Source organism: Desulfoluna sp. CLI2B (assembly GCF_056847375.1).
Window position 1 is genome coordinate 5,964,798 of sequence record NZ_CP186557.1, and the last position, 26,978, is coordinate 5,991,775.

Sequence of the window (26,978 nt, forward strand, 5' to 3'; positions counted from 1 at the left end):
AAGAGACGGGCGCGGCCTTAAATAAGGCCGTGCGGGTGAACTCTCATCAAAGCGACAGACACCTCGGTTTCCCTGGTGGGGGCCGGAGAAGATGATGATGGTTCGGTCTGTACGGCAGGCGCCGTTGCCTGGGTTGAACCGCGGGTCGGGCCATCATCAATGTTCAAAAGTGTACGCCATTTGTCGCTTCGATTTCCAGAACAATATCTGATATATCTGATTTCTGTCAATGGGAAATATTCATTATGTGATCTTGTTATCATTATATGATAAAAATGTGGCTGGCGGGATCGTTTTTCAAATGCATTGATTTCTCTTGAACTTTGAAAAGCGGTGGCGTATACACTTGGTCATAATATGAACTTTTCTCATAATATGATTTATCGGAGGTCGCATGTCAGACATCAAACGCCACGGCACCCCCACCGGCGGGGGGCTTCCCATCTCCAAGGCAGTGGAGGCCGACGGCTGGCTCTATGTCAGCGGTCAGGTCCCGCGAAACGAAAAGGGTGAGCTGCTGGCCGGCAGCATGAAAGCAGAGGCGGAACTCGCTTTTGACAACATGGTGAAGGTCCTTGAAACCGCCGGATACACCCTGGACAACGTGGTCCGGGTGGGGGTGTGGATCGACGATCCCAGGGATTTCCCCGAGTTCAACAAGGTGTTCGCCGCCCGATTCTCACCTGCCCACGCACCGGCGCGGGTCACCATCCAGTCCTCCATGATGTGCGACTGCAAGGTGGAAGTGGACTGCATCGCCTTTAAGGCGTCCTAACCAGGCCATCATCGGAGTACAGGATCGCCAAGAGACGATGATATTCGAGACCGATCAAAAAAATCGGCGGATCGCAGGCAGGTGGACGTGCTCGTCATCGGCGGCGGGGTCACCGGCGCCGGCGTGCATGGCCTGGCGAAAAGGCGTCCGCGTGTGCGTCATGGACGACACCCGCGGTGGTGGACCGCGCCTCCCGCAGCAACATGGGCCTTATCTGGGTGCAGTCCAAGGCCCTGTCAGATGTACCCCAAGTACATGCGCTGGGGCTTTAACTCCTCCCGTCATTTCCCCGGGCTCATCGCCGAGCTCGAAGAGACCTCGGGCATCCACATCCCCTACAACCCCACCGGCGGCCTCATCCCCTGTGTGGGAGAAGAAGAGTACGGCCGGAGGGCCGAGTACATCGAAGGGCTTCGCAAAGAGGCGGGGGACTTTGGCTACAGCGGCACCATGATCAGCCGGTCCGAGCTGGAAAAACTGCTCCCGAAAATTTCTTTTGGCGACAAGGTATGCGGGGCGGCCTGGTGCGAAGAGGACGGCTTTTTAGAGCCCCTGAAGATGATGTTTGCCATGCGCAAGGCCATGGTGAATTTGGGGGGAACCTTCCTGCCCGAATGCCGCGCCCACTCCATCCGGCGCGAGGGCTCCGGCTACCTTGTCACCACCAGCCGGGGAGAGATCGCCTGCGACAAGCTGGTGCTGGCCGGTGGCCTGAGCAACCGGCAGCTGGGGGCCTGGTTCGATCTCAAGGTGCCCGTGACCCCGGACCGCGCCCAGGATCTCCTCACCGAGCGGGTGGCGGACAACGTGCTGCCCATTCCCATCCTGGGGCTTACCCAGACCCCCGGGGGGACCATCATGGTGGGCTACAAGCATGAGTACGTGGGCACGGACACGGGCTTTACCCCCGAGGCCGTGGCTTCGGAAGGGCGGTGGGCCGTCTCTGTCTGGCCCGACCTGGCAAAGCTCCGCGTGATCCGGTGCTGGAGCTGCCTGCGAATTGCTGAATGTCCATGACACTACCCATCTACGACACCGTGCCCGGTCACGACAACGTCTTTGTTTTCAACTGTCACAGCGCCGTGACCCTCTCCGGGATCCACGTGGCAACCCTCCCCGACTACGTGCTCGGCAACGGGCTGCCCGAGGACGGCAAGATTTTCAGCCTTTCACGGTTCAACAAGACCGGGGCCAAGTGAGGAAACCATGAGCAAGAAACCAGCCAAGGCGGAGCAGACCGTCACCATCACCGTGGACGGTGAGCCCATGACGGTTCCGGAGGGCATCTCCGTTGCCGCCGCTGTCCTGGGCCACTCCCACGACAGGCACACCTGCAAGAACAGCGTAACCAACGAGCCCAGGGCCCCCTACTGCATGATGGGTGTCTGCTTTGAGTGCATGATGGAGATCAACGGCAGGCCCAACCAGCAGTCCTGCGTTACCATCGTCCAAGAGGGAATGACCGTCCGGCGTGAACCGGCGGAGCGGGAGGGGAAATGATCCAGCAGCAGTGGGACCTTGTCGTTATCGGGGCCGGACCCGCGGGACTCTCCGCCGCAGCCGCCGCAGCGGAGTGCGGCCTGGAGGTGGTGCTCCTGGACGAGCAGGCCTTTGCCGGCGGCCAGATCTATCGCTCCGTGGACGCCCCCGGCGCCAAGGGGCGCTTTCTCCAGAAGGAGGACCGGGCCGAAGGGCTTCGGATTCTAAGACGCTTTCAAAAGAGCGGGGCCGCCTACGAACCCCGCAGCACCGTCTGGTTTGCAGAACCCGGACGCGTCCTGGCCACCCGGGACGCCCAGACCCAGGAGTACAAGACCCAAAATATTGTTGTGGCCACCGGGGCCATGGAGCGCCCCGTGCCCTTCAGCGGATGGACCCTGCCCGGGGTCATGGCCGCCGGTGCCGCCGATATCCTCTACAAAAGCGCCTCGGTGGTGCCCAAAGGCCCCATCGTGGTAGCAGGGAACGGGCCTTTGATTCCCCTGATCACCAACCATCTCCTGGAGCTTGGAGCCGACATCGCCGCCGTGGTGGACACCACCCCCAAGGCCAATATCATGAAAGCCGCTCCCCATATGCCCATGGCCCTCCGGGACATCCCCTTTCTCTTCAAGGGGCTCAAGATGGTGGCCAAGATGACCCGAAGCCGCGTGCCCATTTATCGCAACGGTTCTGATATCACCGCCTTCGGCAAGGATCGCCTGGAGCGGGTGAGCTTTGCCGTGGACGGCACGCCCCGCAGCGTGAGCGCCGCCACCCTCCTGGTCCATGAAGGGATTCTGCCCCGCACCCACATGAGCCGGGCCCTGGGCCTCGACCACGCCTGGAACCCGGTGCAGCGCTACTGGTACCCGGTGTGCGACGAAAACGGAAAGAGCAGCCGGGAAGGCATCTACGTGGCCGGGGACGGAGTCTTTGTCCACGGCGCCGCCGCAGCCGCCGCCAAAGGCGAGCTGGCAGGCATCGACGTGGCCCGCTCCCTTCGGGTGCTCACCGATGAAGACGCCAAACGAAAGCGTACCCGCCCGCGCAAGGTGCTGAGCAAGGCCCTGGCCCCGCGAAAGTTCGTGGATGGCTGGTTCGCTCCCCGCAAAGACCTCTACGAGGTGGACGACGATGTCCTGGTCTGCCGCTGCGAAGGGGTTACGGCCTCGGCCATCCGCGAGGCCGTCAAAGAGGGATGCCACGAGGTCAACGACATCAAGGTCAGGACACGCTGCGGCATGGGCCCCTGCCAGGGACGCATGTGCGGCCCGGCCCTGGCCGAGATCGCAGCAAACGCCCTGGAACGCGAGGTCCCCGACGTGGGCTCCCTGCGTATCCGCCCCCCCATGCGCCCGGTCCTCTTCGGCGAGATTTGTGGCCTCGGGGGCGGGGACTAAGACGAAAAACGAAAAAGCAAAAGCGTGCCTCCGGCGGCCAGGGGATACATCCCTGGACCCCAGGGGCGCGAATGCTCGGGGCTCGTTCCTCGCCCTTTACATTCGCTGACGGGCTTCGCCCGTGATGATTTTGATGTGGGGGTACACGTGCAAGTCAGGGATCGCAATTCGGTCGCTGTTTCGCTTATCGCAGGGCATCTTCATACGGATCCTTTGGCGAAAAAATATTCCCGAATCTGGGGCACACAGGCAAAATCAGATAATCTTCAAGGCACGGCAACGTATCCAGGTATTTCAAAGCCTGTGCGACACCCCGTGTCAGCCGTCAACTTAGTATATCGGGCGAAGCCCGAGCCGAAGGCCCTTGCGGTTTGGCCCGAGGAACGAGGGACAAACCGCAAGGGCAATGAGCTTTCGAGGTGGCTCACCTCGCCGCCGGAGGCATGCTTTTCGAACATAGTAAGGAGGGATGATGATTTTAAAGGGCGGTCTTCTTCATACGGACACCCCCATTGGTGTGCTGTGTCTGGAGTCTTATTTTCCCAAGCCCCCGGGGCATTTGAGGAATCCGGTGACCTTTGATTTTCCGGTCACCTACAAGGTGTTGCGCGGGATCGATGTGCCCACGCTCCTTTTCAATCCCACCCCGGATCTGGTGGCGCCCTTTATCGAGGCGGCCAGGGCGCTGGAGCGGGAGGGGGCCATGGCCATCACGGGCAGTTGCGGGTTTCTTGCCCGGTTTCAGAAGGAGCTCACCGAGGCGGTGAGAATTCCGGTCCTTGTCTCCAGCCTCATCCAGATTCCCATGGTGCGGACGCTCCACGGGCCGGATGCCGTCATCGGGGTGCTTACAGCCAGCAGGGATGCCCTGACCCCCATGCATTTTGCCCAGGTGGGGGGAGACATCAACGACGTGGTCATCAAGGGCATGGAGGGCTGCCCCGAGTTCTGGGAGACCATCATCGAGGCCAGGCGCACCGACTTTGACATGGACCGACTGGAGGCGGAGATCTGCGGGGCAGCCGAGGCCCTGATGGCAGAGCACAACCTTGATGCCCTGGTGCTGGAGTGCACCGATCTTTCCGCCTTTGCCCGGAGCATCCAGGAGCGCATCTGCTGCCCGGTCTACGACATCGATGGCCTCATCGAGTACGCTCGCTACGCCGTGAAACGCAAGAGGTACCAGGGGCTGTAATGGCCTGACGTGACTTCCATGGGAAGGACCGTCTCGTTTAATGATGCCTCCGGCGGCCCTGCCGTGACCGTTGAAAAAATCGAGAAAGCTCGACCGAAACGGAGCGCCGCACTCCGGTGCGGCATTATAGTCCGTCGTTACCCGTGCCGCACCGGAGTGCGGCGCTCCAGGGGGCAAGGGTGTTCCGGGGGGGGATGTAAATCCGTCGATGCTTTAAACGATGATCAGGGCGACGTTTGTTTGAAGGGCAAATCGCAATGGCAATATGCTTTCAATGTGGCACGCCTTGCTGCCGGAGTTATTCCGGTTAAAGTCAAGTGAATCCCAAATGCCCTTCATCGTGTCTTCAGAAAAATGAAATGGGTCTCTCCTGCCAAAACGGCAGCCACATGTCATACACCACGCGAATGCCCCGAAACCGTTTGCAGGATGTCTGCACCCATGCATTCGCCATGGGGTTTCCAGGTGCCCCCACCTGGCCGCCGGAGGCCTTTTTTTTCACCCACTTTAACCATAGAAGGCCACTTCCCGGTGCATTGGCGAACCCCTGTTGACCCGTGAAAGGGGAGCTGGTAGATTCACCCCATTATGATTAAAGGAGCTCAAAGCGCATACCGGATCCTCAACATCCTCACCCTTATCGTGGAGGAGAGCGAGGAGACCGTTTCACCCCGGGAGATCAGCGAACGGCTGGGCATTCCAGCCCCCACCGTGCACCGGCTTCTCTCGGTCCTCAAGGAGTGCCGGTTCGTCTCCTGCGACCCCGCCACCAAGGGGTACCGGGTGGGTGACGAGTGCATTATCCGACCCAATTTCGACCGCGACCAGCGGATTCTCTCCCGGTTCTCCCCCCTGGCCCACGAAGCGGCCCAAACCTTCGGGTACACCACCTCCCTCTATTCCCGGGACAACGACGACTGCACCTGCGTGGAGCGTGTGGAAGGGACCCACAATATCCAGGTGTTCTCCAGCCGGGTGGGGGAACGACGCCCCCTGGGCCTCGGCTCCTGTACCTTAGGCATTTTGTCTGTCCTCCCCGTTGAGGAAGGGGACGCCATCCTGGCCCGCAACGAGGCCGAGCTCAAGGAGCGGATGGTGGGAAGCTGGGATACCCTTAAACTCTTCCTCGAGATCTCCCGCAACCGCGGCTACGGCTACGCCTACGACCTGGCCGTGGACGGGGCCGTGGGCCTTGCCTTTCCCCTGTGTTCCGGTGGCGAGGTGGTGGGCTCCGTCACCGTGGATGCCTTAAAGGGCGCCGAATGGGACAACAAACTCGACGACATGGTCGCCTTCTTTCGAACCCGCCTCAACCAGCCTGCAAAAAAATAAAAACGCCTCCGGCGGCAAGGTGAGCCACCTTGAAAGCTGGTTGCCGCCGCGCTTTACCCCTCGTTCCTCGGGTTAAATCGCAGCGGCATTCACGTAGGATTTTTTGTCTGGTCCCTAAATGTAACTGCTCAGTTGGCCTCCGACGGCCCTGCCGGAGGCTAAACCAGAAAGCCTCGCATCGTGCTTTTTTGAAGAATGAAGTGGATATCTCCTGCAGAGACGGTTGCCCAATGTCACACGTCACGCGAATGCTCCGAAAACGCATGTATAACGACAGCCTCCATGCATTCGCCATAGGCTTTCAAGGTGGCCCGCCTTCCCGCCGGAGGCAGTCTTTTGGGGCTGGAATAGCTACCCATTTGTCTATGTTTTTTTGTACTGTCCCAGCCCTGTGCCTTACCATGCCTGCCAGTGGAGGTTTTCAGGGGCCCATTTCTCTTTGGGTTTGGGGTTGCCTGACGGGGTTCCTAAGGGGATGACGTTGAGGGGGACGATGTGATCGGGCAGGTTCAGGATGTCGCTTACGGCGTCCATGCGTTCCTGCAGGGGGTAGACGCCGGTCCAGACCGCTCCCAGCCCTTTCATTTCACAGGCCAGCAGGATGTTCTGGGTGGCGGCGGAGCAGTCCTGGACCCAGAAGGGTTCCTCCACCCCCTCAAACGCTTTGGAGAGATCGCCGCAGACCACAATGGCTGCGGGAGCCCCTTTGACGAACCCTGCGTAGGGGAGCACGGCACCGAGTCGGGCCAGCACCTCGGGGTCATCCACCACCACAAAGGCCCAGGGTTGTTTGTTGCCGGCGGTGGGGGCGGCCATGCCGGCCTTGATGAGCTGCGTCAACGTCTCCCTTGATACGGTTTCTTCTGTAAATTTCCTGACGCTTTTGCGTTGATAAAAGATGTTGAAGGGATCCATGTGCTGTCTCCTGATAAAAAAAGGTGGGAATAATACGGCCGCAGCGCGTACAATGTTATTTTTGTGTGATATGCGTTTGGCCGAGGGCCTGTTCTCGGTCTTGTTTCCTGTGGACAGTATAGGAAGCGGGGCGACGCGGGACAAGCAGGCACTTTTTTGTGCCTTGGTCACATGGAGGGAAGCTTTTCGGGATACCGGGGAGTTGGCAGGTTAATTGTGGGCGACATGTATGGGATGGGGGAGGATATGCTGCAAAGTGTGTTTGGGGTGCTGGTATTGACGGCCATGGCCTGGGGGATAAGTGAACAGCGCCGGGTGTCCCAGGGGCGCAACATTCTCATGGGCCTGGGGCTTCAGGCGGCTCTGGCCTTTCTGTTGTTGAAATGGGCCGTGTTCCGGGATGTTTTTATTGCCCTCAACGGGGTGGTACTGGCCCTGGAGGAGGCCACCCAGGCGGGCACGGGGTTTGTGTTCGGGTACTTAGGGGGCGGGCCCCTTCCCTTTGAATCGGGCGTGCCCGGAGCAGATTTTATCCTGGCCTTTCGGGCCCTTCCCATTCTTCTTGTGATGAGTGCCCTCTCCTCCCTGCTCTTCTACTGGGGCATCCTGCCCAGGATTGTGCAGGGGTTCTCTTGGCTCCTGACGCGCAGCATGGGCGTGGGCGGTGCCCTGGGGGTGGGGGCTGCGGCCAACGTGTTTGTGGGCATGGTGGAGGCCCCGCTGCTGATCCGTCCCTATCTGGCCCAGCTCACCCGAAGCGAGCTCTTTGCCGTCATGACCTGCGGCATGGCCACCGTGGCCGGCACGGTCCTTGTCCTTTACGCAGGGTTTGTGGGCACCATTCTTCCCGGCGCCCTGGGGCATATCCTCACTGCGTCGCTTATCAGCGTGCCTGCTGCCCTGATGGTGGCACGGCTCATGGTGCCGGAAACCGAGGCTGTTACGTCGGGTGCCCTTGTCCCTGAGCAAACCGTCTCCAGCAGCATGGATGCCGTCAATCAGGGTACCCAGGCCGGGCTGACCCTTTTCCTCAATGTCACGGCCATGCTCCTGGTTCTCATCGCCCTGGTGCACCTGATCAATCAGGGCATGGGATTTCTGCCGGGGCTGGGGGGCGAGCCCCTGACCCTGCAGCGGGTCCTGGGATGGCTCATGGCACCCCTGGTCTGGCTCATGGGCATTCCCTGGTCCGAAGCCCCGGCGGCAGGGAGCCTCATGGGGGTAAAGACCGTTCTCAACGAGCTTCTGGCCTACATCCGGCTGGCCAACCTTCCCGAGGGGACCCTCTCCCCCCGGAGCCAGCTCATCATGACGTATGCCCTTTGCGGGTTTGCCAATTTCGGCAGCCTGGGCATCATGCTGGGCGGGCTCAACGCCATGGTCCCGGAGCGCCGGGAGGAGATTGTGGGCCTCGGTCTGAAGTCCATTGTCTCCGGTACCCTGACCACCTTGATGACCGGAGCCATGGTGGGGATCATGGTGTCATGAAAGGATTCTTCCTAAAGGGCGTGTGAACGCACCCGGCTGGTCGGGATCCCGGCTTCGGTTGTTGCGCTGTTGAATTTTTTGTGTATGATCAATGTGTTGTTCTGGTTGTGGCTATGGGCGATGCCCCGTGGTCTACCGGATCGGTTGGTGTCGGATGTGTTGATTTCTGTTTTTGAAGTGGCTTGCCTTCACGTGCAAAACAAGGAGAGAACAGGATGGAAAAAAACACGCTGTCTCATCCCTTTAACGCCGGCCTGGAGCCTGGGCCTATTCACAAAAACAAGGTGGTGACGGCCCGGGAAGCCGTGGAGATCGTCCAGAACGGCGACGTGATCGGCCTGGGTGGCTTCGTGGGGAGCGGGTTTGCCGAAGAGGTGGCCATGGCCCTGGAGTCGCGCTTCCTCTCCACCGGGTCCCCTGAGGCGCTGACCCTCTACTTTGCTGCGGGACAGGGGGACGGAAGGGACCGGGGGGCCAACCACCTGGCCCACGAGGGCCTTGTGAAACGGGCCATCGGCGGGCACTGGGGGTTGATCCCCAAGCTGCAGAAGCTGGCCATGGACAACAAGATCGAAGCCTACAACTTTCCCCAGGGCTGCCTGGCCCATATGCTGAGGGACGCAGGGGCCCACAAGCCGAGGACCATCACCCGGGTGGGCCTTGGCACCTACATCGACCCCCGCAACGGCGGGGGCAAAATCAACGGGCGCACCACCGAGGAGCTGGTGGAGCTCGTGACCTTTGACGGCAAAGAGTACCTGGCCTACAAAACCCAGCCCATTGACGTGGCCATTATCCGGGGCACCACCGCCGACCCGGACGGGAACATCAGCATGGAAAAAGAGGCCCTGACCCTGGAGAGCCTTTCCCTTGCCATCGCCGCGAAAAACAACGACGGCTTCGTCATCGCCCAGGTGGAGCGCATCGCCGGAAAAGGGGCCTTGAGGCAGCGGGACGTGAAGATCCCGGGCATCATGGTGGACTGCGTGGTGGTGGCGACTCAGGCGGAAAACCACATGCAGACCTTTGACGTCCCCTACAACCCCGCCTTTGCCGGGGAGTTTCGGGTACCCCTCTCCTCCATCAAGCCCCTTGCCCTGGATGAGCGAAAGATCATTGCGCGGCGGGCCGCCTTTGAGCTGATCCCCAACAGCGTGGTGAACCTGGGGATCGGTATGCCCGAGGGGGTTGCCAACGTGGCCGCCGAGGAGAACGTCTTCGATTACATGACCCTCACCGCAGAGCCGGGGGTCATAGGTGGTATCCCTGCAGGCGGTCTGAGTTTCGGGGCCGCCGCCAACGTGGATGCCATCATTGACCAGCCCTATCAGTTCGATTACTACGACGGGGGCGGCCTGGATATCACGGTCCTGGGCCTGGCCCAGGCCGATGGGGCCGGCAACCTCAACGTCAGCAAGTTCGGCCCGAGGCTCGCCGGGTGCGGCGGGTTTATCAACATCAGCCAGAACGCCAAGAAGATTGTGTTCGTGGGCACCTTCACCGCAGGGGGGCTCAAGGTGTCTGTCTGTGACGGGGCCCTGTGTATCGATCAGGAGGGGAAGGTGAGAAAATTTGTGGATGCCGTGGAGCAGATCACCTTTTCAGGGCATGTCGCCACAGAGACCGGAAACCCGGTCCTGTATGTCACCGAGCGATGCGTGTTCACCCTGTCCCCCGAGGGGCTGGTGCTGACGGAGATTGCCCCGGGCATCGACCTGGAGCGGGACATCCTGGCCCAGATGGATTTCCGGCCCCTGATCCCAGAGACGCCCCGGACCATGGATCCCCGGATTTTCGCCCCGGAGCCCATGGGGCTCAAGGACGAACTCCTCTCCATCCCCATTGATCAGCGGCTGGTTTATGACGTGGAACAGAAGGTCTTTTACGTCAACTTCGAGGGCCTGGCCATCCGGTCCCGCCATGAAATCCACACCATCGACGAGCAGGTGGCGGCCATCTTGTCGCCGGTGGGGCACAGGGTCAAGGCCATCGTGAATTACGACAACTTCGATATCTCCCCCGAACTCATTGATGAGTACATGGACATGGTGAAAAGCCTCATGAACCGCTTCTACTCCGACGTGACGCGCTACACCACCAGTACCTTTATGCGGATGAAGATGGGGGATTCCCTCAAGGCGAGAAATCTTTCGCCCGTACTGTTCCCGAAACACTTTTGGAGGCTTCTGACGCGCTGAAGTAGGAGCCTTGCGAAAAGAAGGGAGCACACAAGCCCGGTGGTCATCGCAGACCACCGGGCTTTTTTTTGTTGAGCATTAGGAAAATGGAGGTGTGATAATTTTTTATTGGAATTTGGTGGGTTTTTCTGAGGTTGCGGCGGGGTAGTTAGAAAAAAGAGTGGCAGGGGTGTCTCGTTTAAATATCTTGTTATTATTGTCGAAAGTGGGTGCTCTTTTAAGGTCTGAGGAATAAGGGTGCGGTTAAGAAATTTTTATTTTCGTCCGATATGAATGGAGACCGGCTCGCGGTTCAGGAGCTCTTTTCCGGGGACACAGGGAAAGGCGGCGAGCCCAATTGATTCGATGTAAAGGAGTTTCTTTTTGAGCTATTTAACCATCAAGAAAAAGTTGATCGCATCGTTTTCCCTCGTGGCACTTATTCCCGTCGCAGTGATCTGCGCGGTGACGCTGGTGGAGGTGAACACCATCTCCGAGGCCCATTTTGTCGATTCCACGACCCGCGAACTCAAGCAGCTGGACAATGCCATGGTGCAGTTCGCCGACATGGTGAAGACGTCGGCGCGGTATGCGGCGTCGCGGCCGGAGGCTATGGGGGCGGATCGTTCGGTGTTGAACTACCTTCCGGGGGCCGTGGCCCACTCCAACGACCCGGAGCGGGAAGGGCCGGTGAACAGCGCGATGTATCACATGCTGGCAGGGATCGAGGCCTCCAACCCCGCCTTCCATGAGGTGTTCTTCGGGAGCCGGTGGGGCGGTTTTGTGTCGTCCCAGAAAGCCGTGCCGCCCAAGGGATATGACCCGCGTCAAAGGGAGTGGTACACGGCCGCCGCCGAGACAAAGGCTGCAGCGGTCACTTCGGCGTACGAGAGCATGGGAGCTGACGGTGTTCGGGCAGGGGGGATCTCCTTTGTGGCACCTGCCTTCGACCCCTCGGGGGAGCTGGTGGGCGTTGTGGGAATCGATGTGCCGCTGACAAACCTGACCACCATGGCCCTGGACATCAAGATCGGCAAGCGCGGGTTTGTCCTCCTTGCCCAGGGGGACGGGACCATCCTGGCCAACCCCAAGGCCCCTGAGACAAATTTCAAAAAGATGTCGGAGCTGGACCATCCGGTGTTCGCAAGCCTTGACCGCATGTCCGAGGGCCGGGTGGAGCTGGAGGAGAATGGGGTGGCCTACGACGCCTGTGTGTACACGTCGCCGGAGCTTGGATGGAAGTACGTCGGCGTCATCGAAAAAGAGGAGGTCATGGCCTCCATGCACAAGCTGGTGGTTGCGGTGGTTGCCATAGGCGGTGTGCTTCTTGCCCTGTTCGTGGGGGTTGCCTTTTTCATCGCCAACGCCATCACCCGACCCATCAACCGCACCTCCGAAATGCTGCGGGATATCGCCGAAGGGGAAGGGGACCTGACCCGTCGCCTTGAGGTTGACTCCAGCGATGAGCTGGGGATCCTTGCCACGTGGTTTAACGCCTTTGTGGAGAAGATCCACACCATTATTCGGGAGCTCTCCCAGCATGCTGAGAGGGTTACCGGGGCTGGGGGCGAGCTCTCCGGGTTGTCGGATGAGATGTCCGGCGGAGCCGGTGAGATGAATGAGCTTGCAGGGGGCGTCACCCGGTCCGCCGAGGAGATGAGCGCCGTCATGGTGAGTGTGGCGGCTTCGTCGGAGCAGACGGCCACCAACGTTAATACGGTGGCGTCTGCCACCGAAGAGATGCGGGCCACCATCGCCGAGATCGCCAAGCGTTCGGAAAAGGCACGGGATGTGACCTCGGACATGGTTGATCAGGCCCATGGGGCCAGGGAAAACATGGATGCCCTGGGCCAGGCCGCCACAGAGATCGGCAAGGTCACGGAGACCATCACCGAGATCTCCGAGCAGACCAACCTTCTAGCCTTGAACGCCACCATTGAGGCGGCCCGAGCCGGATCGGCAGGCAAGGGGTTTGCCGTGGTGGCAGGGGAGATCAAGGCCCTGGCGGCCCAGACCGCCGAGGCCACCGGTGAGATCCGCTCGCGTATCAACGGGGTGCAGTCCTCTTCCGCGCGGTCGGTGGAGGGGATCAATCGCATCGCAACGGTCATCGAGGAGGTCAGTGAGCTGGTGGCCGCCATTGCGGCAGCCGTGGAAGAGCAATCTGTGTCCACCGGGGAGATTGCCGAAAACCTGGCCCAGGCCTCGGCCGGGCTCCAGGAGGTGAACAGCCAGGTAGCCCGAAGCTCCGGTGTGGCTGAAGAGATTGCCCGGGACATGGGGGCTGTGAGTCGCTCGGCACATCAGCTGTCCTACGGCAGCGGCATGGTCCATGACCGGTCGGAAGATCTCTCCAGGCTTGCCGGTGGGCTGAATTCCGTGGTGGGGCAGTTCAAGGTGTGACGGATGGCCTGATGGGATGTTTGGCAGGCAGGGTTAACGCATTTAGATTTTTGCCTCCGGCGGCCCTGCCGGGGGCCAAACTTTTGAAAAGTTTGACAAACAGGTTTTGTTTTTTGCGGAGGCGTCCCTACAGGGCATAGCCCCTCTTCTTTTCTAACTTATCAAGTCGCTTATCTTCAGCCCCTGCGGGGATGAAGATAAGCGACTTGATTACCGAAAAATTTTTGCGGAGCTTTTTTCAAAAAGCGACCCGCCGGAGGCAACTGATTTTTTAAATGCGTTGACCGTCCTGTAGGCGATCAGGAAAAGGTGGCCCCTGCCTGATTGCTGCATGGGGTCGCATGCAAAGAGACATATCTGCGTCCATGTGGAAGGGCCCGGTGATTTTTGAGAATCGCCGGGCCTTTTTTTTGCGTCGGTGCGTGGTGTTGGGCGAAGGGGTTTCGCTTGTGTCGCAGTGAAAACGAAATAGCTTAATTACTGTATCTCAAGGGTTTGATTATGTGCCTGTATGCATAGCGCATGCGTTTTATTTGATTGATTTGTATGGTGTGCAAAATAATATTAAAGAATTCTAGCTCCGGTCCGATATGAAATTGGGCCATCCCGTGGGAAGGGGTCGTGTTTCTTAATGCTTAGGGAATATCGACAGGTTCAATGGATTTGAAATGAAGGAGTTTTTTTTGAGCTATCTGACAATCAAGACAAAGTTGATTGCTGCGTTTTCTCTCGTGGCATTGATTCCCGTGGCGGTGATCTGTGCGGTGACCGTGGTGAAAGTGAACACCATCTCCGAGGCGAATTTCGTCGATTCAACAACCCGTGAGCTCAAGCAGCTGGACAACGCCATGGTCCAGTTCGCGGACATGGTGAAAACATCGGTGGCGTACGTGGCGGCCAGGCCGGAGTTGAAGGGGGCGGACAGCTCGGTGCTGAGCTATCTTCCGGGGGCTCCGGAGCACTCCGCCGACCCGGAAAAAGAGGGGCGGGTCAATGCTGAGATCTATCGGGCCCTGACGGGGGTGCAGGCATCCAACGACGCGTTTTACGAGGTGTTTTTTGGAACCCGTTGGGGCGGGTTTGTGTCGTCGAATAAAGGCGCCTTGCCCGCCGGCTACGATCCGCGCAAGAGGGGCTGGTATCAGGGTGCCGTCGAGGAGAGGGTTCCTTCTGTTACCCCGGCGTACCAGAGTTTGACCGGCACCGGCACCATGGCCGGTGTTATCTCTGTGGTGGCACCGGCCTTTGACCCATCGGGGGCGCTGGTGGGGGTGGCGGGGATCGATGTACCACTGACAAACCTCACAAAGATGGTCCTGGACATCAAGATCGGCAAGCGCGGGTTTGCCATGCTCGCCCAGGAGGACGGGACCATCCTGGCCAATCCCAAGACCCCGGAGACGAATTTTAAAAAGATGTCGGAGCTGGATCACCCTGTCTTTCATACCCTTGGCCGCATGTCCGGGGGGCATGCGGAGCTGGAGAAAAACGGGATCGTGTACTATGCCTGTGTCTACACCTCACCCGGGCTGGGGTGGAAGTATGTGGGGGTTATCGAAAAGGACGAAGTGATGGCCTCCGGGCACAACATGGTGGTTGCGGTGGTTTCCATCGGCGGGGCCCTTCTCGCCCTGTTTGTGGGGCTTGCTTTTCTGTTTGCCAATGCCATTACCCGGCCCCTCAACCGCACCTCTGACATGCTGCGGGATATCGCCGAAGGGGAAGGGGATCTGACCCGTCGCCTTGAGGTGTCATCCAAAGATGAGCTTGGGACTCTTGCCACGTGGTTCAATGCCTTTGTGGAGAAGATCCATGCCATCATCCGGGAGCTCTCCCTGCACGCGGAGAAGGTCACCGAGGCTGGGGCAGAGCTCTCCGGGTTGTCGGATGAGATGTCCGGCGGAGCCGGTGAGATGAATGAGCTTGCAGGGGGCGTCACCCGGTCCGCCGAAGAGATGAGCGCCGTCATGGTGAGTGTCGCGGCTTCGTCCGAGCAGACGGCCACCAACGTCAACACCGTGGCAGCGGCCACCGAAGAGATGCGATCCACCATTGCCGAGATCGCCGAACGCTCGGAAAAGGCACGGGGTGTGACCTCGGACATGGTTGATCAGGCCCATGGGGCCAGGGAAAACATGGATGCCCTGGGCCAGGCCGCAGCAGAGATCGGCAAGGTCACGGAGACCATCACCGAGATCTCCGAGCAGACCAACCTCCTGGCCCTGAACGCCACCATCGAGGCGGCCCGTGCCGGAGAGGCAGGCAAGGGCTTTGCCGTGGTGGCCGGAGAGATCAAAGCCCTGGCGGCTCAGACCGCCGAGGCCACCGGGGAGATTCGCTCCCGCATCGACGGGGTGCAGGCCTCATCCGTGCAGTCGGTGGAGGGGATCAATCGCATCTCAACGGTCATTGAGGAGGTCAGTGAGCTGGTGGCCGCCATCGCGGCAGCCGTGGAAGAGCAGTCCGTCTCCACGGGGGAGATAGCCGAAAACCTGGCCCAGGCATCGGCGGGCCTTCAGGAGGTGAACAGCCAGGTGGCCCGGAGCTCCGGTGTGGCCGAAGAGATTGCCCGGGACATGGGGGCTGTGAGTCGCTCGGCACATCAGCTTACCGGTGGCAGCAGCACGGTCCATGACCGCTCGGAAGATCTCTCCCGGCTTGCCGGTGGGTTGAATTCGGTGGTGGGGCAGTTCAAGGTCTGAAAACAGGAGTACTTTGCAACCGGCAGGGAGCCCATGGCCAGCGGTTCCCTGCCCATGGCTCTTTTCAACGGATCATCACCAAACACTCACACAATCCGAACATCCTTTCATAATAGTCTCCCGTGACAAAAGAGCGCGCATGAGCCCATGGCAGCGCTCCTTTTATTTACCCATTCCATCACGGGAGGACCCCATGTCACCATGTCGTCGTTTGTCTATCCTCATCGCCACCACTGTGCTTGTCGCAGGGCTTTTTGCTGTTTCAGCGACAGCGGCTCCGTTGCCGGGCGCCAAAGGGGAGAAGGCGAAATATGTGTTTCTGTTTATCGGGGACGGCCTGGGCATGCCCCAGCGCGCCGCAGCCACGGAGTTTCTCAAGGATTGCGGCAAAGAGAGGCGCCTGGTCATGGAGGCCATGCCCGTGCACGGGGTCACCTCCACCCATGCGGCGGATCGGTTCATTACGGGGTCTGCCGCCGCAGGAACGGCCATGGCCACAGGGGTGAAGACCAACATCGGGTGCATCGGGGTGGACCCTTCCTTTCGGCCGGTGGCCACCCTGGCCGAGCGGGCCAAGGGCAGGGGCTATAAGGTGGGGATCGTCTCCAGTGTCTCCATCGATCACGCCACGCCTGCGGCCTTCTACGCCCACGAGCCCTCCCGGAGCATGTACCATGAGATCGACCACGCCCTGGCCGAAAGCGACATGGATTTTTTTGGCGGGGGAGGCATGAAGGACCCCGAGGGGAAAAAGTCCGAGGCGCCCCGGGGCAATGCCCTGACCGCGGCAAAGGCCAACGGGTTTACCGTGGCGGACACCAGGCGGGAAATCATGGACCTTAAAAAGGGCTCGGGCAAAGTCATCGCCGTAAACCCCCGCCTGCCCGACGGCAAGGCCCTGCCCTACGACATGGACCGGAACCGAAAAGACGTGAGCCTTGCCGAGTTCACGGAAAAGGCCGTGGAGCTCCTGGACGGAGAGGCCGGTTTTTTCCTCATGGTGGAGGGGGGCAAGATCGACTGGGCCTGCCACGCCAACGACGCAGCCGCCGCCGTCAAGGACACCCTGGCATTTGACGACGCCGTGGCTGTGGCCGCCTCCTTTGCCCAAATGCACCCCGGCGAAACCCTCATCGTGGTCACCGGGGACCATGAGTGCGGGGGACTTGCCTTAGGGTTTTCCGGCACCAAGTACGCCACCTCCTACAGCCTCATGAATCGCCAGACCAAAAGCCACCAGGCCTTTTTCGACGACGTTTTTGCGGATCACCTTAAGAAAAAGGGGAGCTTCGAGGCGGCCATGAAGCTGGTCAAGGCCCACTTCGGCCTGGCCCCGGACGCCGACGGCCCCCTTGCCCTGAAACCCTTTGAAGTGGCCGAACTCAAGCGTGCCTTTGACGCCAGCCTCCGGGGCGAAACCCTCAAACCCGGCATGGCCGACTACATGCTTTACGGCAGCTACGACCCCTTTACCATGCAGCTGACCCACCTTCTCAACCGCAAGGCAGGCCTCGGCTGGACCACCTACTCCCACACCGGCGTGCCCGTCCTCACCTCCGCCTCCGGCCCAGGGGCCACCCTATTCGGCGGCAGCTACGACAACACCGACATCGCCAGGAAGATCGCCCGCGTCATGAATCTTTAAGGGAAACCCGATGGAAACCATTCAGCTTGCCTCCGGCGGGTCGCTTTTTTGAAAAAAAGCTCAGCAAAAAACTGTCCTGTTGGACTAATGCTTCGACGGAGCCTGGAAAGGCTTGTTTTAGACCTGTTTGTCAAACTTTATAAAAGTGTGGCCCCCGGCAGGGCCGCCGGAGGCTTCGCGTGACTGTATCCGTAATAATTCCTTTAATCACGGGCGCAGCCCGTAAGCGAATGCGACAACCCGAGGCACGAGGGTTGGAGCATTCGCGAACCAAGGGTGGTGAAGATGACAAAAAAACGGGAGCGGGTTTCCCTGGGCGTGTTTGTGCTGGTGACCCTGGTGCTGCTTCTCTGGCCTGCGGACAGGCCCGATGACGGCGGGGTGAGATGCAGGGCCACGGTGCTTTCCGCAGACAACGGCCAGGTGTTGCAGCACGGGCTCATCAAGACCGGGTTCCAGAAGCTGGAGTTGCGGGTGGAAAACGGGCCCTATGCCGGAGAGGTTGTTTCGGCCGCCTCCAACCTCATGGGCAAGCTGGAGCTCGACGCCTTTTACGGGGAAGGGGACAGCATGCTTGCCGTCCTAACCGTGGGGGAAGACGGAGAGATTCTTCACGTGACCCCGCGGGACCATTACCGGCTTACGGGGCTCTGGGTGATGGTGGCCCTTTTTTTCGGGCTGCTCCTCATCACGGGGGGAGAGACCGGAGCCCGGGCCCTGATCTCCTTTGTGCTGACGGGAGCCATGATCTGGAAGGCAATGATTCCAGCTCTTTTGGCGGGGTGGAACCCTCTACTCGTCTCCTTCGGGGTGGTGATGATCCTTAATTTTTCCGTGATCTTTCTGGTGGGCGGCCTCAACCGTCTGGGGCTCACCGCCTTTTGCGGGGCCACCCTGGGGATTCTTGCCACCTGCCTTATTGCCCTTGTGGCGGGCAAGGCCATTCACCTCAACGGGGCCGTGAAACCTTTTTCCGAGGCCCTGCTTTACGCCGGGCACGCCGATCTTTCCCTCTCCCTGATTTTTATCGGAGGGATTTTCCTTGCCTCATCCGGGGCCGTGATGGACCTTGCCATGGATATTTCTGCCAGCATGGCCGAGGTCGCCCGTGTGGACGCCACCCTCTCTCCCGTGGCCCTCATGGGTTCCGGTCTCCGGGTGGGGCGCTCCGTTCTCGGAACCATGACCACCACCCTGCTTTTGGCCTACTCCGGCGGCTTTACCTCCCTTCTTATGGCCATGATGGCCCAGAACGTGCCTCTGTCCGTCATGCTCAACACCCCGTGGGTCTCCTCCGAGATCATCCATACCCTTTCCGGCAGCATCGGCCTTGTGACCGTGGCCCCCTTTACCGCCATGTGCGGGGCGGTGATCTACAGGCGGGGTGCTGCGCCAGCCTGTGACGCTGTGGCGCGGGCCGCCTGATTGCTGAAGGCCACCGGGCTCTCCCCGAAATAGCGTTTGAACTCCCGGCTGAACTGGGTGGGGGACTCGTAGCCGACCCGGGTGGCGGCTTCGTTGACCCGTGCACCGGAGAGGACCAGCAGGTCCCGGGCTTTGTTGAGTCGGACCTTTTTGATGTACTGGATGGGGGAAGAGGCGGTGACCTCTTTGAAGGCGCGGTGAAAGGCCGACGGGCTCATGTTCACCAGCCCGGCGAGCTGGTCCACGTCCATGGGGCGGTGGTAGTGGCTGTGGATCTGTTTGAGGACCTTGTCGATGCGGGACAGGTGGGTGTTTTTTACGGCCAGGGCGTAGAGGGAGGCGGCGTTGTCTCCGCACATGACCCGGAAGAACAGCTCCTTAAGGAGAGCGTCTCCGAGTACTTCGGCCTCCATGGGAGAGGTCAGGGCCCTGAGAAGGCGGGCGGTGGTCTCTTTGAAGGGGGCATCGGCCTCGGCCAGGAAAAGCCCCCGGTTGGTGTCGCCGGTGTCGGCAAAGGGGGGAAGATGATCTCCCATTTTGCCGATGACGGTGCTCACGTGGGCGAGGTTGATGTCGATGAGCATGGCCAGAAAGGGCTCTTCTTCGGTTGCCGGGGCTTCGCATTCCGCGGGTATGGGAACCGACATGACCAGATAGCGGTCCGGGGTGTATTCGTAGGCCGTCTCCCCTAAGAAGACCCGTTTTTTCCCCTGCCCAACGATGATGATGCCCTGGGTGTAGAGGAGGGGGGAACGTGGTGAGCTTTGGGTGGCTTTGTAGATTCGCACGCCGTCAAGACGGGTGGCGTTGAGCCCCACCGAGGGTGCGAGCCTGTTCATGAGTTCTGCGGTTTTTGTCATGGTGCTTCCTTGCGCTTGTGACCGTTGCCTGGTGTCCGGGATAAAAAACAGTCTACCATAAAGAGCCTGGTTCTGCTTTGATAAGCAGGAATGGGCATGATTTCGCGAGGATTGTGTATTCCAATAAAAAGGCGATGTATTATTGTATTTACAGCAATAAACTGAAACCCCAATGGGAGAATGCATCCATGCTTGATTTTGATTTTTATAACCCGACACGTATTGTTTTTGGCAAGGACAGACTGGCAGAACTGGACACCCTCGTCCCCAAAGGGGCCAAGGTGCTGGTCCTTTACGGGGGCGGCAGCGTAAAGCGCTTCGGGACCCTGGAGAAAGTAACAACAGCCCTGAAAGAGCGGGACGTGGTGACCTTTGGCGGCATCGAGCCGAACCCTAAATATACCACCCTTATGAAGGCCGTGGAGGTTGTCAGGGCCGAGAAGGTCGATTTCCTTCTGGCTGTGGGGGGCGGCTCGGTGATGGACGGCACCAAGTTCGTGGCCCTGGCCTCCGGCTTTAAGAAGCAGTACCCGAAGAGCTCTCGGCCTGCAGGTTGACCCGGTACCGGTGGAGAAGGCCCTTCCCCTGGGCACGGTGGTGACCCTTCCTGCAACGGGATCGGAGATGAACTCCGGCGGCGTCATCAGCCATAACAAGGGTAAATTCCCTGTGTTCAGTCCCCTGTCTTTCCCCGTATTTTCCATTCTGGACCCTACCCTGACCGCTACTCTGCCTCCCACCCAGGTGGCCAACGGCATCGTGGACACCTTTATCCATACGGTGGAGCAGTACGTCACCTACCCCGTATCGGCAGGTTTTCAGGACCGAACCGCCGAAGGCATCCTCCAGACCCTCATCGAGGTGGGGGAAAAGACCCTGGCAGACCCCGAAGATTACGACGCCCGGGCCAACCTTGTCTGGTGCGCCACCATGGCCCTGAACGGGCTCATTGGCGCAGGGGTGCCCCAGGACTGGACCACCCACATGATCGGCCACGAGCTCACCGCCATGTTCGGCATCGACCACGGCAAGACCCTGGCTGTGCTTCAGCCCTCCATCTGGACCTTGAGAAAGGAGCAGAAGCGAGCCAAGTTGCTCCAGTATGCCGAAAGGGTGTGGGGTATCACCGAAGGGGATGAGGAGGGCCGCATTGACGAAGCCATCGGAAGGACCCGGGCCTTTTTCGAATCCCTGGGCATCCGCACCCGGCTCTCCGACTACGGGGTGACCGAAGACAAGATCGATGACGTGGTGAAAGCCCTGGAAGCCCACGGCATGGTGGCCCTGTCCGAGACCGGGGACGTGACCCCCGAGGTGAGCCGCCAGATCCTGGCCCATGCCCTCAACGGAGCATAGTTCTTCTTAAAGGGCTGCCAAAGCGTCCCTGGCGGCTGGGGAAAAAAACAAAAAGATGTCTCTTGAGGCTCTTTCGTTTTTATGGGTTCCATCGTTATTCCTTAAGAAGAAACACTCCGACAAAGATCATGCCCGTGGCCGCAAAGTCTGCGGGCGTGATGGGTTCGCCCACGAGGAGAACGCCGATAAAAAGGGCCACCACCGGGGGCAGGTAGGTGACGGAAGAGGCCGCAACCGCCCCCATGGTGTCCACGATGTAGTAATAGAGGATGTAGGCCAGGCCGGTTCCCAAAAGGCCCAGGCCCACGACGAGACCCGCTGAGGCGTGGGGGGAGGTCCAGATGCGTCCGATGCCCGAGGTGTCCGTGGCAAGGGTCAGGATAAGAAGGCCGAAGCCGAGCTGATAGGTGGTGAGGGCGGCTGCCGGGATGTGCAGGGGGACGATGAATTTTCGGGCATACACAAAGGACGCCCCCACTCCCAGGGATCCTGCCACCATGTAGCCGACTCCTTCCAGATTGGTGGTGAGCACCTCCTGGCCCGACGGTCTTGCGATGAGCACCACCCCGGCAAGGGCCACGAGCACGCCGCACAGTTTGCGCACCGTGGCTTTTTCTTCGGGGATAAAGACAATGGCCATGACAAAGGCGAAGAGGGGGATGGCTCCGCTGACGGCCCCGGCAATGCCCGAGAGCAGCAGGCTGGCCCCTTTGGCAAAGCAGTAGTAGTAGAACGCCGTGGCCAGAACCGACATCACCAGAAAGTGGTGCGCATGGCGGGCGTGGGCAAGGCGCATGTCCCGCCTGACCCCTGCATAGGCCAGGACAGGAAGGAAGCCGAAACATACCCGGTAGAGCACAACCTGACCGGGGGTGATCAGGTCCACAGCCATTTTCATGTAGATAAAGTTGCTCCCCCAGACAACGCCCAAAACAGCAAAAATGAGAAGGGGGAGGTGGCTTTTGTGTGATGTCATGGCTTGTGGTTCCTTCTAATGCTCAGGCAAAAAAAACACGCCTCCGGCGATGAGGTGTGAGCCTCGAAAGCGGATTGCGCAACTCTGGGGTGTGGAAAGGGACTATAACAGGAAACCATCGTTGAGGTTTGAACAAAATTGCGGGGGGTGGGGAGATGTGGGGGGCTCTACGGTTCTGCCTCCGGCGCAGGCACACGAAAAGCAAAAGGGCGGAGAGCCCGACTTGCGGCCTCCCCGCCCCTTCGGGTCTGGCTATGTCAATGCCATGACATAAAGGTTTCAACGGTCTCCAGGGATTCAGGCCGCAAGTTGTCTATGCCTTCATAGGGCTTGCCTTTGCCGATCTTGGCGTGGGGGTATTTTTTGATGCCCATCATGTGCCGTGTGAGCATGTCCTGAAAACTGGCACCCGACCACAATGCCGCCTTGATAAGCGGGGTCATTTCGCGGGGGTCCCGTGCGAGGTCAAAGACCGGTGCGGCGGCTCCTGGCACGCCGGGGGCCGGCATGTGCATCTTGAATTTTTGTTTGACGATGGAGCGCAGGACAACCCCCTCATAGATGTACACATAGTCCCTGCGGCCGTTCCCTTCCCCTTCGATGAGCAGGGCGGTCTGGTCGATGCCGTCGATGATCCTGTCCGTGGGGATGTATTTGGTGGCGTCCCCTAAGCGGGCAAAGGTCGTATACAGGTCGCAGACGTGGATCATGTCCCCTGCCAGGGTGTCGGGTTTGATGCCCGCAGGCCACCGGGCAAAGGCATTGACTCGGACCCCGCCTTCAAGGTGGTCCAATTTGCCACCGCGGTAGATCATGTCGCTCATACCCGTGATTTCTTGGTATCCCATCAGAAATGGACCGTTGTCTCCCATGAGGACTACCAGCGTGTTGTCTGCGAGGCCGAGGGTGTCCAGTTCATCGAGGATTTGACCCACCCATCCGTCAAGCTGGTTCATGCTCTCCACCATGGTGCCGCCGTTGAGCGTTTGGAACTGCTCTCGGTCGCTGCGGACGAAGTTGAGCGGGATCAGGGGCCAGTACTGAAGGAAGAACGGTTTCTCCTGATTGGCAAGGGCTCGCAATTGCTCCAGCACCTGTGTCTGGTAGCGCTGGTTCATTTCATTGTACTTCTTCTGGGTCCACTGCTCTCCGGCCTCCATCCCTACCTCATGGGCATCCTTGCCCTTGTACGCTTCAACGCCGGTGACAAGACCAACGGGTTTGAATTTATTGTCCAATGCAAATTTGTCCGTGTAAGAGCTTTTTGCATGGCCGGTCAAAGAGTTGGCCTGCTCGGCGTCTTCGGTCATCAAGGAGAGCTGTGCCTGTTGATGCAGGGGGAAAGCGGCAAAATCGAATCCCTGGTTGTGGGGGTAGGACTCCTTGATGTCGCCCAGATGCCATTTGCCGATATGAACCGTGGCATACCCAGCCTTGGAGAGCACCTCGGCAATGGTTACCTCGCTTTTGGGAAGCCCTTCGCCGATAAGGGCCACCTTGACCTCTTTGAGTCCGGCTCGAACGGGGTGGCGCCCCGTCATGACCGCCGTGCGGGTCGGTGTGCATGATGGCTCGGTGTACATGCGCATAAAAGAGAGCCCTTCGTCGGCCAGCTTGTTGATGCGCGGGGTCTGGGTACCGCGCACATAGTTGAGTTCGGGAATGCCGAACTCCCCGAATCCCACGTCGTCAATGAGGATGTAGAGGATGTTGGGCCGCTTTCCTCCATTTTTCTCCCTGATTTCTGCCAGCTTTGTGTCAATTTGCTTGTCCTGTTCCGCCCATGCGTCAACGTGTTGGGCTTTGACGAAATTGTATTCGCCGTCATGCACAATGCCGCTGGCGCAGGCAAAGGTCCCCATGGACAAAGCGATGACTGTCAAACCGATTAGTCTTGCGAGTCGCATGATACGCTCCTTGTATGTCTGAGGTTAAGGTGGGTGGCTTTTTCACCGTGGTGGTTACAGCAGGGCTCACGTCATTCAGGCATCGTTGCGGCCGATAAGGCGATACAGTGTGGCGCCGAGGATACCGCCGATAATGGGGGCTACCCAGAAGAGCCACAACTGGGTCACCGCCCAGTCGCCCACAAACACAGCCACACCCGTGCTGCGGGCAGGGTTCACCGAGGTGTTGGTCACCGGGATGCTGATCAGGTGAATCAGGGTAAGGCACAGGCCGATGGCAATGGGGGCAAAACCTTTGGGGGCGCGCGGATCCGTGGCACCCAGGATGACAATGAGGAACATGGCGGTCATGACCACTTCGCATACCAGGGCCGAGGGCAGGCTGTATCCTCCGGGTGAGTGCGCTCCGTATCCGTTGGACGCAAACCCGTCGGCCAGGGAAAAGCCGGGTTTGCCGCTGGCGATGAGGTAAAGGATTCCTCCTGCGGCAATGGCGCCGAAAACCTGGGCCACGATGTAGGGCACCAGCTCTTTTCCCGAAAACCGGCCCCCGGCCCAGAGGCCGAAGGACACAGCCGGGTTGAGGTGACACCCGGAGATGTGGCCGATGGCAAAGGCCATGGTCAGAACCGTGAGGCCGAAGGCCAGGGAGACCCCCAGCAGGCCGATTCCCACATTCGGGAATGCCGCTGCCAGGACAGCGCTTCCGCATCCGCCGAGAACCAGCCAGAATGTGCCGATAAATTCTGCGCCGTACGCTTTCATGATGTGCTCCTTTGCGGGTAAGGGTGTTCACAAAAACATGCATAGGGTTGGGCTGGAAAAAGAAAAGGGGTGTGCCTTGATGTTGCCACTGCCTGGCGGACAGCCGGTTGGCTGGAGGGGCTCTGGGGCATGGGGCTTGGTAGGTGTTACGCCGGGGCGCTTGGGGAAGGCCGGTGTGGCGGTTTGATTTGGAATGATATTTTATACTTAAGGGTGTGTTTTGGCAAGGCCTTACCGGCGCAGGTGAGTGGGGCATCCCGCGGTGTGATATGGGCTGCCGGGTTTTCCCACCTTCTGCCAATGGTTCGGTGTCGCACTTTGCCCGAAGGTTGGCTCGTCTTTTTTCGAATTCGAAAATAAGGTGCGACGGTTCTTGGCTATACATCAGTCCTTTGTCACGCTGCAGGCGTGTACTAGTTGCCGGATGCGGGGAATTGTCGATGCTCTGGGTGTTGGGTGAGACGCCTGGGATCGTCTTCGTTGCCAATCTAAAGGTTTTTTTGTGGTTTTCTCTCCGTGGTTCCAGACGCTGAAAATACCCTTTTATCTATGGCTCGAGTGGCGCTGTTTTCATCTTTTCTGTGGGGTGATATCGTTTTTTTGTTCCCGTATTGATAAAAAACGAGTATACACACTCTTTCTGTTGTGATGTAATATTACGAACATTGGATGTTGAGTTATGAACATTCGGGCCGGGTGGATTTTGTTGGCTATCCGCAAAACATTGTTTGTTTGAGGGCGCTTGAGTCCTTCGGCGCGAATGTGTTCAAGGCAAGAACAAGGTTGCGTATAAGGGAGAACGTCGGAGGCTGTAAACTCGCGCCCCGACGGCATGTAGAACCATATATCAATGCAATACAGAGGGATTGTCCATGAATTATCGTATTTCAAGGTTGTGCGCCGTGTTGCTCGTGGTGGGTGTCATGTTCACGGGCGTAGGGTGCAAAGAGGTGTTCGACATCGATACCCAGGAGGAGGTTGCCCTCCACAGGGAGTATTACAGATCAACGGTCATGCCGTATTTCGAGACGGGCGAAGAGGGGTACTTTACTGGTGTCGACGGTGTGGACATCGCTTACAGGGCCTTTCAGACAGACTCGGACAAAGGGGCCATCGTCATTTTTCACGGCAAATCCGAGAACCTCACCAAGTACGCTGAGTTTGTCTACGACATGAAGGATACGGGGTGCGCCATCTATCTCCTGGACCACAGAGGACACGGAGCCTCAGGCCGGCTGCTTCCCGACCCCATGAAGGTGTATGTAAAGGATTTCGACGACTACGTGGAAGATGCAAACTACCTGATCAGCAACATCGTCCGGAGGCGGGACGGGCATGAGAAACTCTTTCTCGTGGCCCACTCCATGGGCGGGGGCATCGGGAGCCTTTACCTGGAAAAGTACCCGAACGTCTTTGACGGGGCCGTGCTGTGCGCGCCCATGCAGGGGATCAACACCGAAGACTTCATCAAGATGTCCGATGAAGCCGGATACGCCCTGGCCCTGGGCAAGGTCATTGCCGGCAAGGGAAAAGAGTATGGCCTGAAGCAGGAGGCCCCCGAAGATTTCGGGCAGGACGTGGGTTACGAGGAGGGACAGGAGCGGTTTTTCACCGAGGCTGTCACCCACAGCTACAAGCGATGGCTGGTCAATGAGGAGTACCTTTCCGAGCACCCGGAGCTCCTTGCGGGCGGAGCCATCATCGGTGTGACCTGGCGCTGGCTGGAAGAGGGCTATGCCGCCATTTTCAAACTCCGTCGCAATGCCTGGAAAATCAACACGCCGCTTCTGCTGTTTGAGGCGGTGGACGATCATTTTACCACATCCGAAGGCCACGAGACCTTCGCGGACGGGCTCCGGCCCGGTGTGCTGAGGGAGTACGTCCGGTTTGATGCGGATATCAACGGAAAGCATGCCGCATACCATGAAATCCTCTGCGAAGAGGACACCATCCGCACCAAGGCGATCGAACGGATCAAGTCCTTTATCGCGTCCTTCGAATAACTTTTCCCCTCCCCATACCATCCGGTCTGTGCGCCAGTTTCGCACGGGCCGGGTGGTTACCCGACTTCCATGCCCCCCCCCATCTTTTCTCCCTTTTCTTTGGTTACCTACCGGCTCCGGTGCGCTGGGCAATAGGCCGTTACGAAAAAGAGTTTGACTTGTTGAGGGATTG

The 26,978-nt window shown here is 59.4% G+C and carries 21 protein-coding genes; 16 read left to right on the top strand and 5 right to left on the bottom strand.

Annotation, left to right across the window (positions count from 1 at the left end; translation table 11 throughout):
• Window positions 1-394 precede the first annotated feature (394 nt).
• The 7 genes from ACOYW2_RS27640 (at window position 395) to ACOYW2_RS27670 (ending at window position 6,184) form a co-directional block, all read left to right on the top strand.
• Entirely contained in the window at window positions 395-775 is a 381-nt protein-coding gene (locus ACOYW2_RS27640) for a RidA family protein (protein WP_180137486.1), read from the top strand.
• Window positions 776-862: 87 nt separating this feature from the next.
• The gene (locus ACOYW2_RS27645; RefSeq protein WP_482771094.1) at window positions 863-1,792 is read left to right on the top strand and encodes an NAD(P)/FAD-dependent oxidoreductase; all 930 of its coding nucleotides are present in this window, start codon (window positions 863-865) and stop codon (window positions 1,790-1,792) included.
• The gene (locus tag ACOYW2_RS27650) at window positions 1,789-1,974 is read left to right on the top strand and encodes a hypothetical protein (protein WP_482420853.1); all 186 of its coding nucleotides are present in this window, start codon (window positions 1,789-1,791) and stop codon (window positions 1,972-1,974) included. Before ACOYW2_RS27645 ends, ACOYW2_RS27650 begins: the two co-directional genes overlap by 4 nt.
• A 7-nt stretch (window positions 1,975-1,981) precedes the next feature.
• Complete coding sequence (locus tag ACOYW2_RS27655) at window positions 1,982-2,275, top strand: (2Fe-2S)-binding protein (RefSeq protein ID WP_482768674.1); 294 nt, start codon at window positions 1,982-1,984, stop codon at window positions 2,273-2,275.
• Complete coding sequence (locus tag ACOYW2_RS27660; protein ID WP_482768675.1) at window positions 2,272-3,657, top strand: FAD-dependent oxidoreductase; 1,386 nt, start codon at window positions 2,272-2,274, stop codon at window positions 3,655-3,657. The genes ACOYW2_RS27655 and ACOYW2_RS27660 overlap by 4 nt, the downstream gene beginning before the upstream one ends.
• Before the next feature lie 469 nt (window positions 3,658-4,126).
• Window positions 4,127-4,852: an aspartate/glutamate racemase family protein gene (locus tag ACOYW2_RS27665; protein WP_482768676.1), complete on the top strand. Its 726-nt coding sequence runs from the start codon at window positions 4,127-4,129 to the stop codon at window positions 4,850-4,852.
• A 588-nt stretch (window positions 4,853-5,440) separates the two neighbouring features.
• Window positions 5,441-6,184 (top strand): IclR family transcriptional regulator, encoded by a 744-nt coding sequence (locus tag ACOYW2_RS27670; protein WP_482768677.1) that lies wholly within the window; start codon window positions 5,441-5,443, stop codon window positions 6,182-6,184.
• A gap of 396 nt (window positions 6,185-6,580) precedes the next feature.
• On the opposite strand, the gene ACOYW2_RS27675 is transcribed toward ACOYW2_RS27670, so the two are convergent.
• Window positions 6,581-7,099 carry a nitroreductase family protein gene (locus ACOYW2_RS27675; protein WP_482768678.1) on the bottom strand — a complete coding sequence of 173 codons (519 nt, stop codon included), beginning with the start codon at window positions 7,097-7,099 and terminating at the stop codon, window positions 6,581-6,583.
• Window positions 7,100-7,345: 246 nt separating this feature from the next.
• On the opposite strand from ACOYW2_RS27675, the gene ACOYW2_RS27680 reads away from it, so the two are divergent.
• The 6 genes from ACOYW2_RS27680 (at window position 7,346) to ACOYW2_RS27705 (ending at window position 18,939) form a co-directional block, all read left to right on the top strand.
• Window positions 7,346-8,587, top strand: coding sequence for a NupC/NupG family nucleoside CNT transporter (locus ACOYW2_RS27680; protein WP_482768679.1), 1,242 nt, complete (start codon window positions 7,346-7,348; stop codon window positions 8,585-8,587).
• Window positions 8,588-8,802: 215 nt separating this feature from the next.
• A complete protein-coding gene (locus tag ACOYW2_RS27685; protein WP_482768680.1) occupies window positions 8,803-10,785 on the top strand; it encodes an acyl CoA:acetate/3-ketoacid CoA transferase in 1,983 nt (660 codons plus the stop codon).
• Window positions 10,786-11,148: 363 nt separating this feature from the next.
• The gene (locus ACOYW2_RS27690; protein ID WP_482768681.1) at window positions 11,149-13,167 is read left to right on the top strand and encodes a methyl-accepting chemotaxis protein; all 2,019 of its coding nucleotides are present in this window, start codon (window positions 11,149-11,151) and stop codon (window positions 13,165-13,167) included.
• Between the two features lie 683 nt (window positions 13,168-13,850).
• A complete protein-coding gene (locus tag ACOYW2_RS27695) occupies window positions 13,851-15,869 on the top strand; it encodes a methyl-accepting chemotaxis protein (protein WP_482768682.1) in 2,019 nt (672 codons plus the stop codon).
• A 193-nt stretch (window positions 15,870-16,062) separates the two neighbouring features.
• On the top strand, window positions 16,063-17,514 hold the full coding sequence (locus tag ACOYW2_RS27700; RefSeq protein ID WP_482768683.1) for an alkaline phosphatase: 1,452 nt from the start codon (window positions 16,063-16,065) through the stop codon (window positions 17,512-17,514).
• Between the two features lie 285 nt (window positions 17,515-17,799).
• Window positions 17,800-18,939 carry a YibE/F family protein gene (locus tag ACOYW2_RS27705; protein WP_482768684.1) on the top strand — a complete coding sequence of 380 codons (1,140 nt, stop codon included), beginning with the start codon at window positions 17,800-17,802 and terminating at the stop codon, window positions 18,937-18,939.
• Here the strand turns inward: ACOYW2_RS27705 and ACOYW2_RS27710 are convergent.
• Complete coding sequence (locus ACOYW2_RS27710; RefSeq protein WP_482768685.1) at window positions 18,888-19,799, bottom strand: AraC family transcriptional regulator; 912 nt, start codon at window positions 19,797-19,799, stop codon at window positions 18,888-18,890. The genes ACOYW2_RS27705 and ACOYW2_RS27710 overlap by 52 nt on opposite strands.
• A 188-nt stretch (window positions 19,800-19,987) precedes the next feature.
• Between ACOYW2_RS27710 and ACOYW2_RS27715 the strand changes: the two genes are divergently transcribed.
• Both ACOYW2_RS27715 and ACOYW2_RS27720 read left to right on the top strand, forming a co-directional pair.
• Window positions 19,988-20,356, top strand: coding sequence for an iron-containing alcohol dehydrogenase (locus ACOYW2_RS27715; RefSeq protein ID WP_482768686.1), 369 nt, complete (start codon window positions 19,988-19,990; stop codon window positions 20,354-20,356).
• Window positions 20,357-20,366: 10 nt separating this feature from the next.
• Window positions 20,367-21,155 carry an iron-containing alcohol dehydrogenase gene (locus ACOYW2_RS27720; RefSeq protein ID WP_482768687.1) on the top strand — a complete coding sequence of 263 codons (789 nt, stop codon included), beginning with the start codon at window positions 20,367-20,369 and terminating at the stop codon, window positions 21,153-21,155.
• Window positions 21,156-21,249: 94 nt separating this feature from the next.
• Here ACOYW2_RS27720 and ACOYW2_RS27725 read toward each other — a convergent pair whose 3' ends face one another.
• The 3 genes from ACOYW2_RS27725 to aqpZ all read right to left on the bottom strand — a co-directional run bounded on the left by ACOYW2_RS27725 (window position 21,250) and on the right by aqpZ (window position 24,803).
• Window positions 21,250-22,131, bottom strand: coding sequence for a DMT family transporter (locus tag ACOYW2_RS27725; RefSeq protein ID WP_482768688.1), 882 nt, complete (start codon window positions 22,129-22,131; stop codon window positions 21,250-21,252).
• A 257-nt stretch (window positions 22,132-22,388) separates the two neighbouring features.
• Window positions 22,389-24,038 (bottom strand): sulfatase-like hydrolase/transferase, encoded by a 1,650-nt coding sequence (locus tag ACOYW2_RS27730; RefSeq protein ID WP_482768689.1) that lies wholly within the window; start codon window positions 24,036-24,038, stop codon window positions 22,389-22,391.
• A 75-nt stretch (window positions 24,039-24,113) separates the two neighbouring features.
• Window positions 24,114-24,803, bottom strand: a complete 690-nt coding sequence (gene aqpZ, locus ACOYW2_RS27735) for an aquaporin Z (protein ID WP_482768690.1) — start codon at window positions 24,801-24,803, stop codon at window positions 24,114-24,116.
• A gap of 872 nt (window positions 24,804-25,675) precedes the next feature.
• Here aqpZ and ACOYW2_RS27740 point away from each other — a divergent pair.
• Window positions 25,676-26,806 carry an alpha/beta fold hydrolase gene (locus ACOYW2_RS27740; RefSeq protein WP_482414438.1) on the top strand — a complete coding sequence of 377 codons (1,131 nt, stop codon included), beginning with the start codon at window positions 25,676-25,678 and terminating at the stop codon, window positions 26,804-26,806.
• Window positions 26,807-26,978 lie beyond the last annotated feature (172 nt).

Coding starts and splice junctions, on each gene's coding strand:
- ACOYW2_RS27640 (WP_180137486.1), top strand. CDS start 395: ATGTCAGACATCAAACGCCACGGCACCCCCACCGGCGGGGGGCTTCCC.
- ACOYW2_RS27650 (WP_482420853.1), top strand. CDS start 1,789: ATGACACTACCCATCTACGACACCGTGCCCGGTCACGACAACGTCTTT.
- ACOYW2_RS27655 (WP_482768674.1), top strand. CDS start 1,982: ATGAGCAAGAAACCAGCCAAGGCGGAGCAGACCGTCACCATCACCGTG.
- ACOYW2_RS27660 (WP_482768675.1), top strand. CDS start 2,272: ATGATCCAGCAGCAGTGGGACCTTGTCGTTATCGGGGCCGGACCCGCG.
- ACOYW2_RS27665 (WP_482768676.1), top strand. CDS start 4,127: ATGATGATTTTAAAGGGCGGTCTTCTTCATACGGACACCCCCATTGGT.
- ACOYW2_RS27670 (WP_482768677.1), top strand. CDS start 5,441: ATGATTAAAGGAGCTCAAAGCGCATACCGGATCCTCAACATCCTCACC.
- ACOYW2_RS27675 (WP_482768678.1), bottom strand. CDS start 7,099: ATGGATCCCTTCAACATCTTTTATCAACGCAAAAGCGTCAGGAAATTT.
- ACOYW2_RS27680 (WP_482768679.1), top strand. CDS start 7,346: ATGCTGCAAAGTGTGTTTGGGGTGCTGGTATTGACGGCCATGGCCTGG.
- ACOYW2_RS27685 (WP_482768680.1), top strand. CDS start 8,803: ATGGAAAAAAACACGCTGTCTCATCCCTTTAACGCCGGCCTGGAGCCT.
- ACOYW2_RS27700 (WP_482768683.1), top strand. CDS start 16,063: ATGTCACCATGTCGTCGTTTGTCTATCCTCATCGCCACCACTGTGCTT.
- ACOYW2_RS27705 (WP_482768684.1), top strand. CDS start 17,800: ATGACAAAAAAACGGGAGCGGGTTTCCCTGGGCGTGTTTGTGCTGGTG.
- ACOYW2_RS27710 (WP_482768685.1), bottom strand. CDS start 19,799: ATGACAAAAACCGCAGAACTCATGAACAGGCTCGCACCCTCGGTGGGG.
- ACOYW2_RS27715 (WP_482768686.1), top strand. CDS start 19,988: ATGCTTGATTTTGATTTTTATAACCCGACACGTATTGTTTTTGGCAAG.
- ACOYW2_RS27725 (WP_482768688.1), bottom strand. CDS start 22,131: ATGACATCACACAAAAGCCACCTCCCCCTTCTCATTTTTGCTGTTTTG.
- ACOYW2_RS27730 (WP_482768689.1), bottom strand. CDS start 24,038: ATGCGACTCGCAAGACTAATCGGTTTGACAGTCATCGCTTTGTCCATG.
- aqpZ (WP_482768690.1), bottom strand. CDS start 24,803: ATGAAAGCGTACGGCGCAGAATTTATCGGCACATTCTGGCTGGTTCTC.
- ACOYW2_RS27740 (WP_482414438.1), top strand. CDS start 25,676: ATGAATTATCGTATTTCAAGGTTGTGCGCCGTGTTGCTCGTGGTGGGT.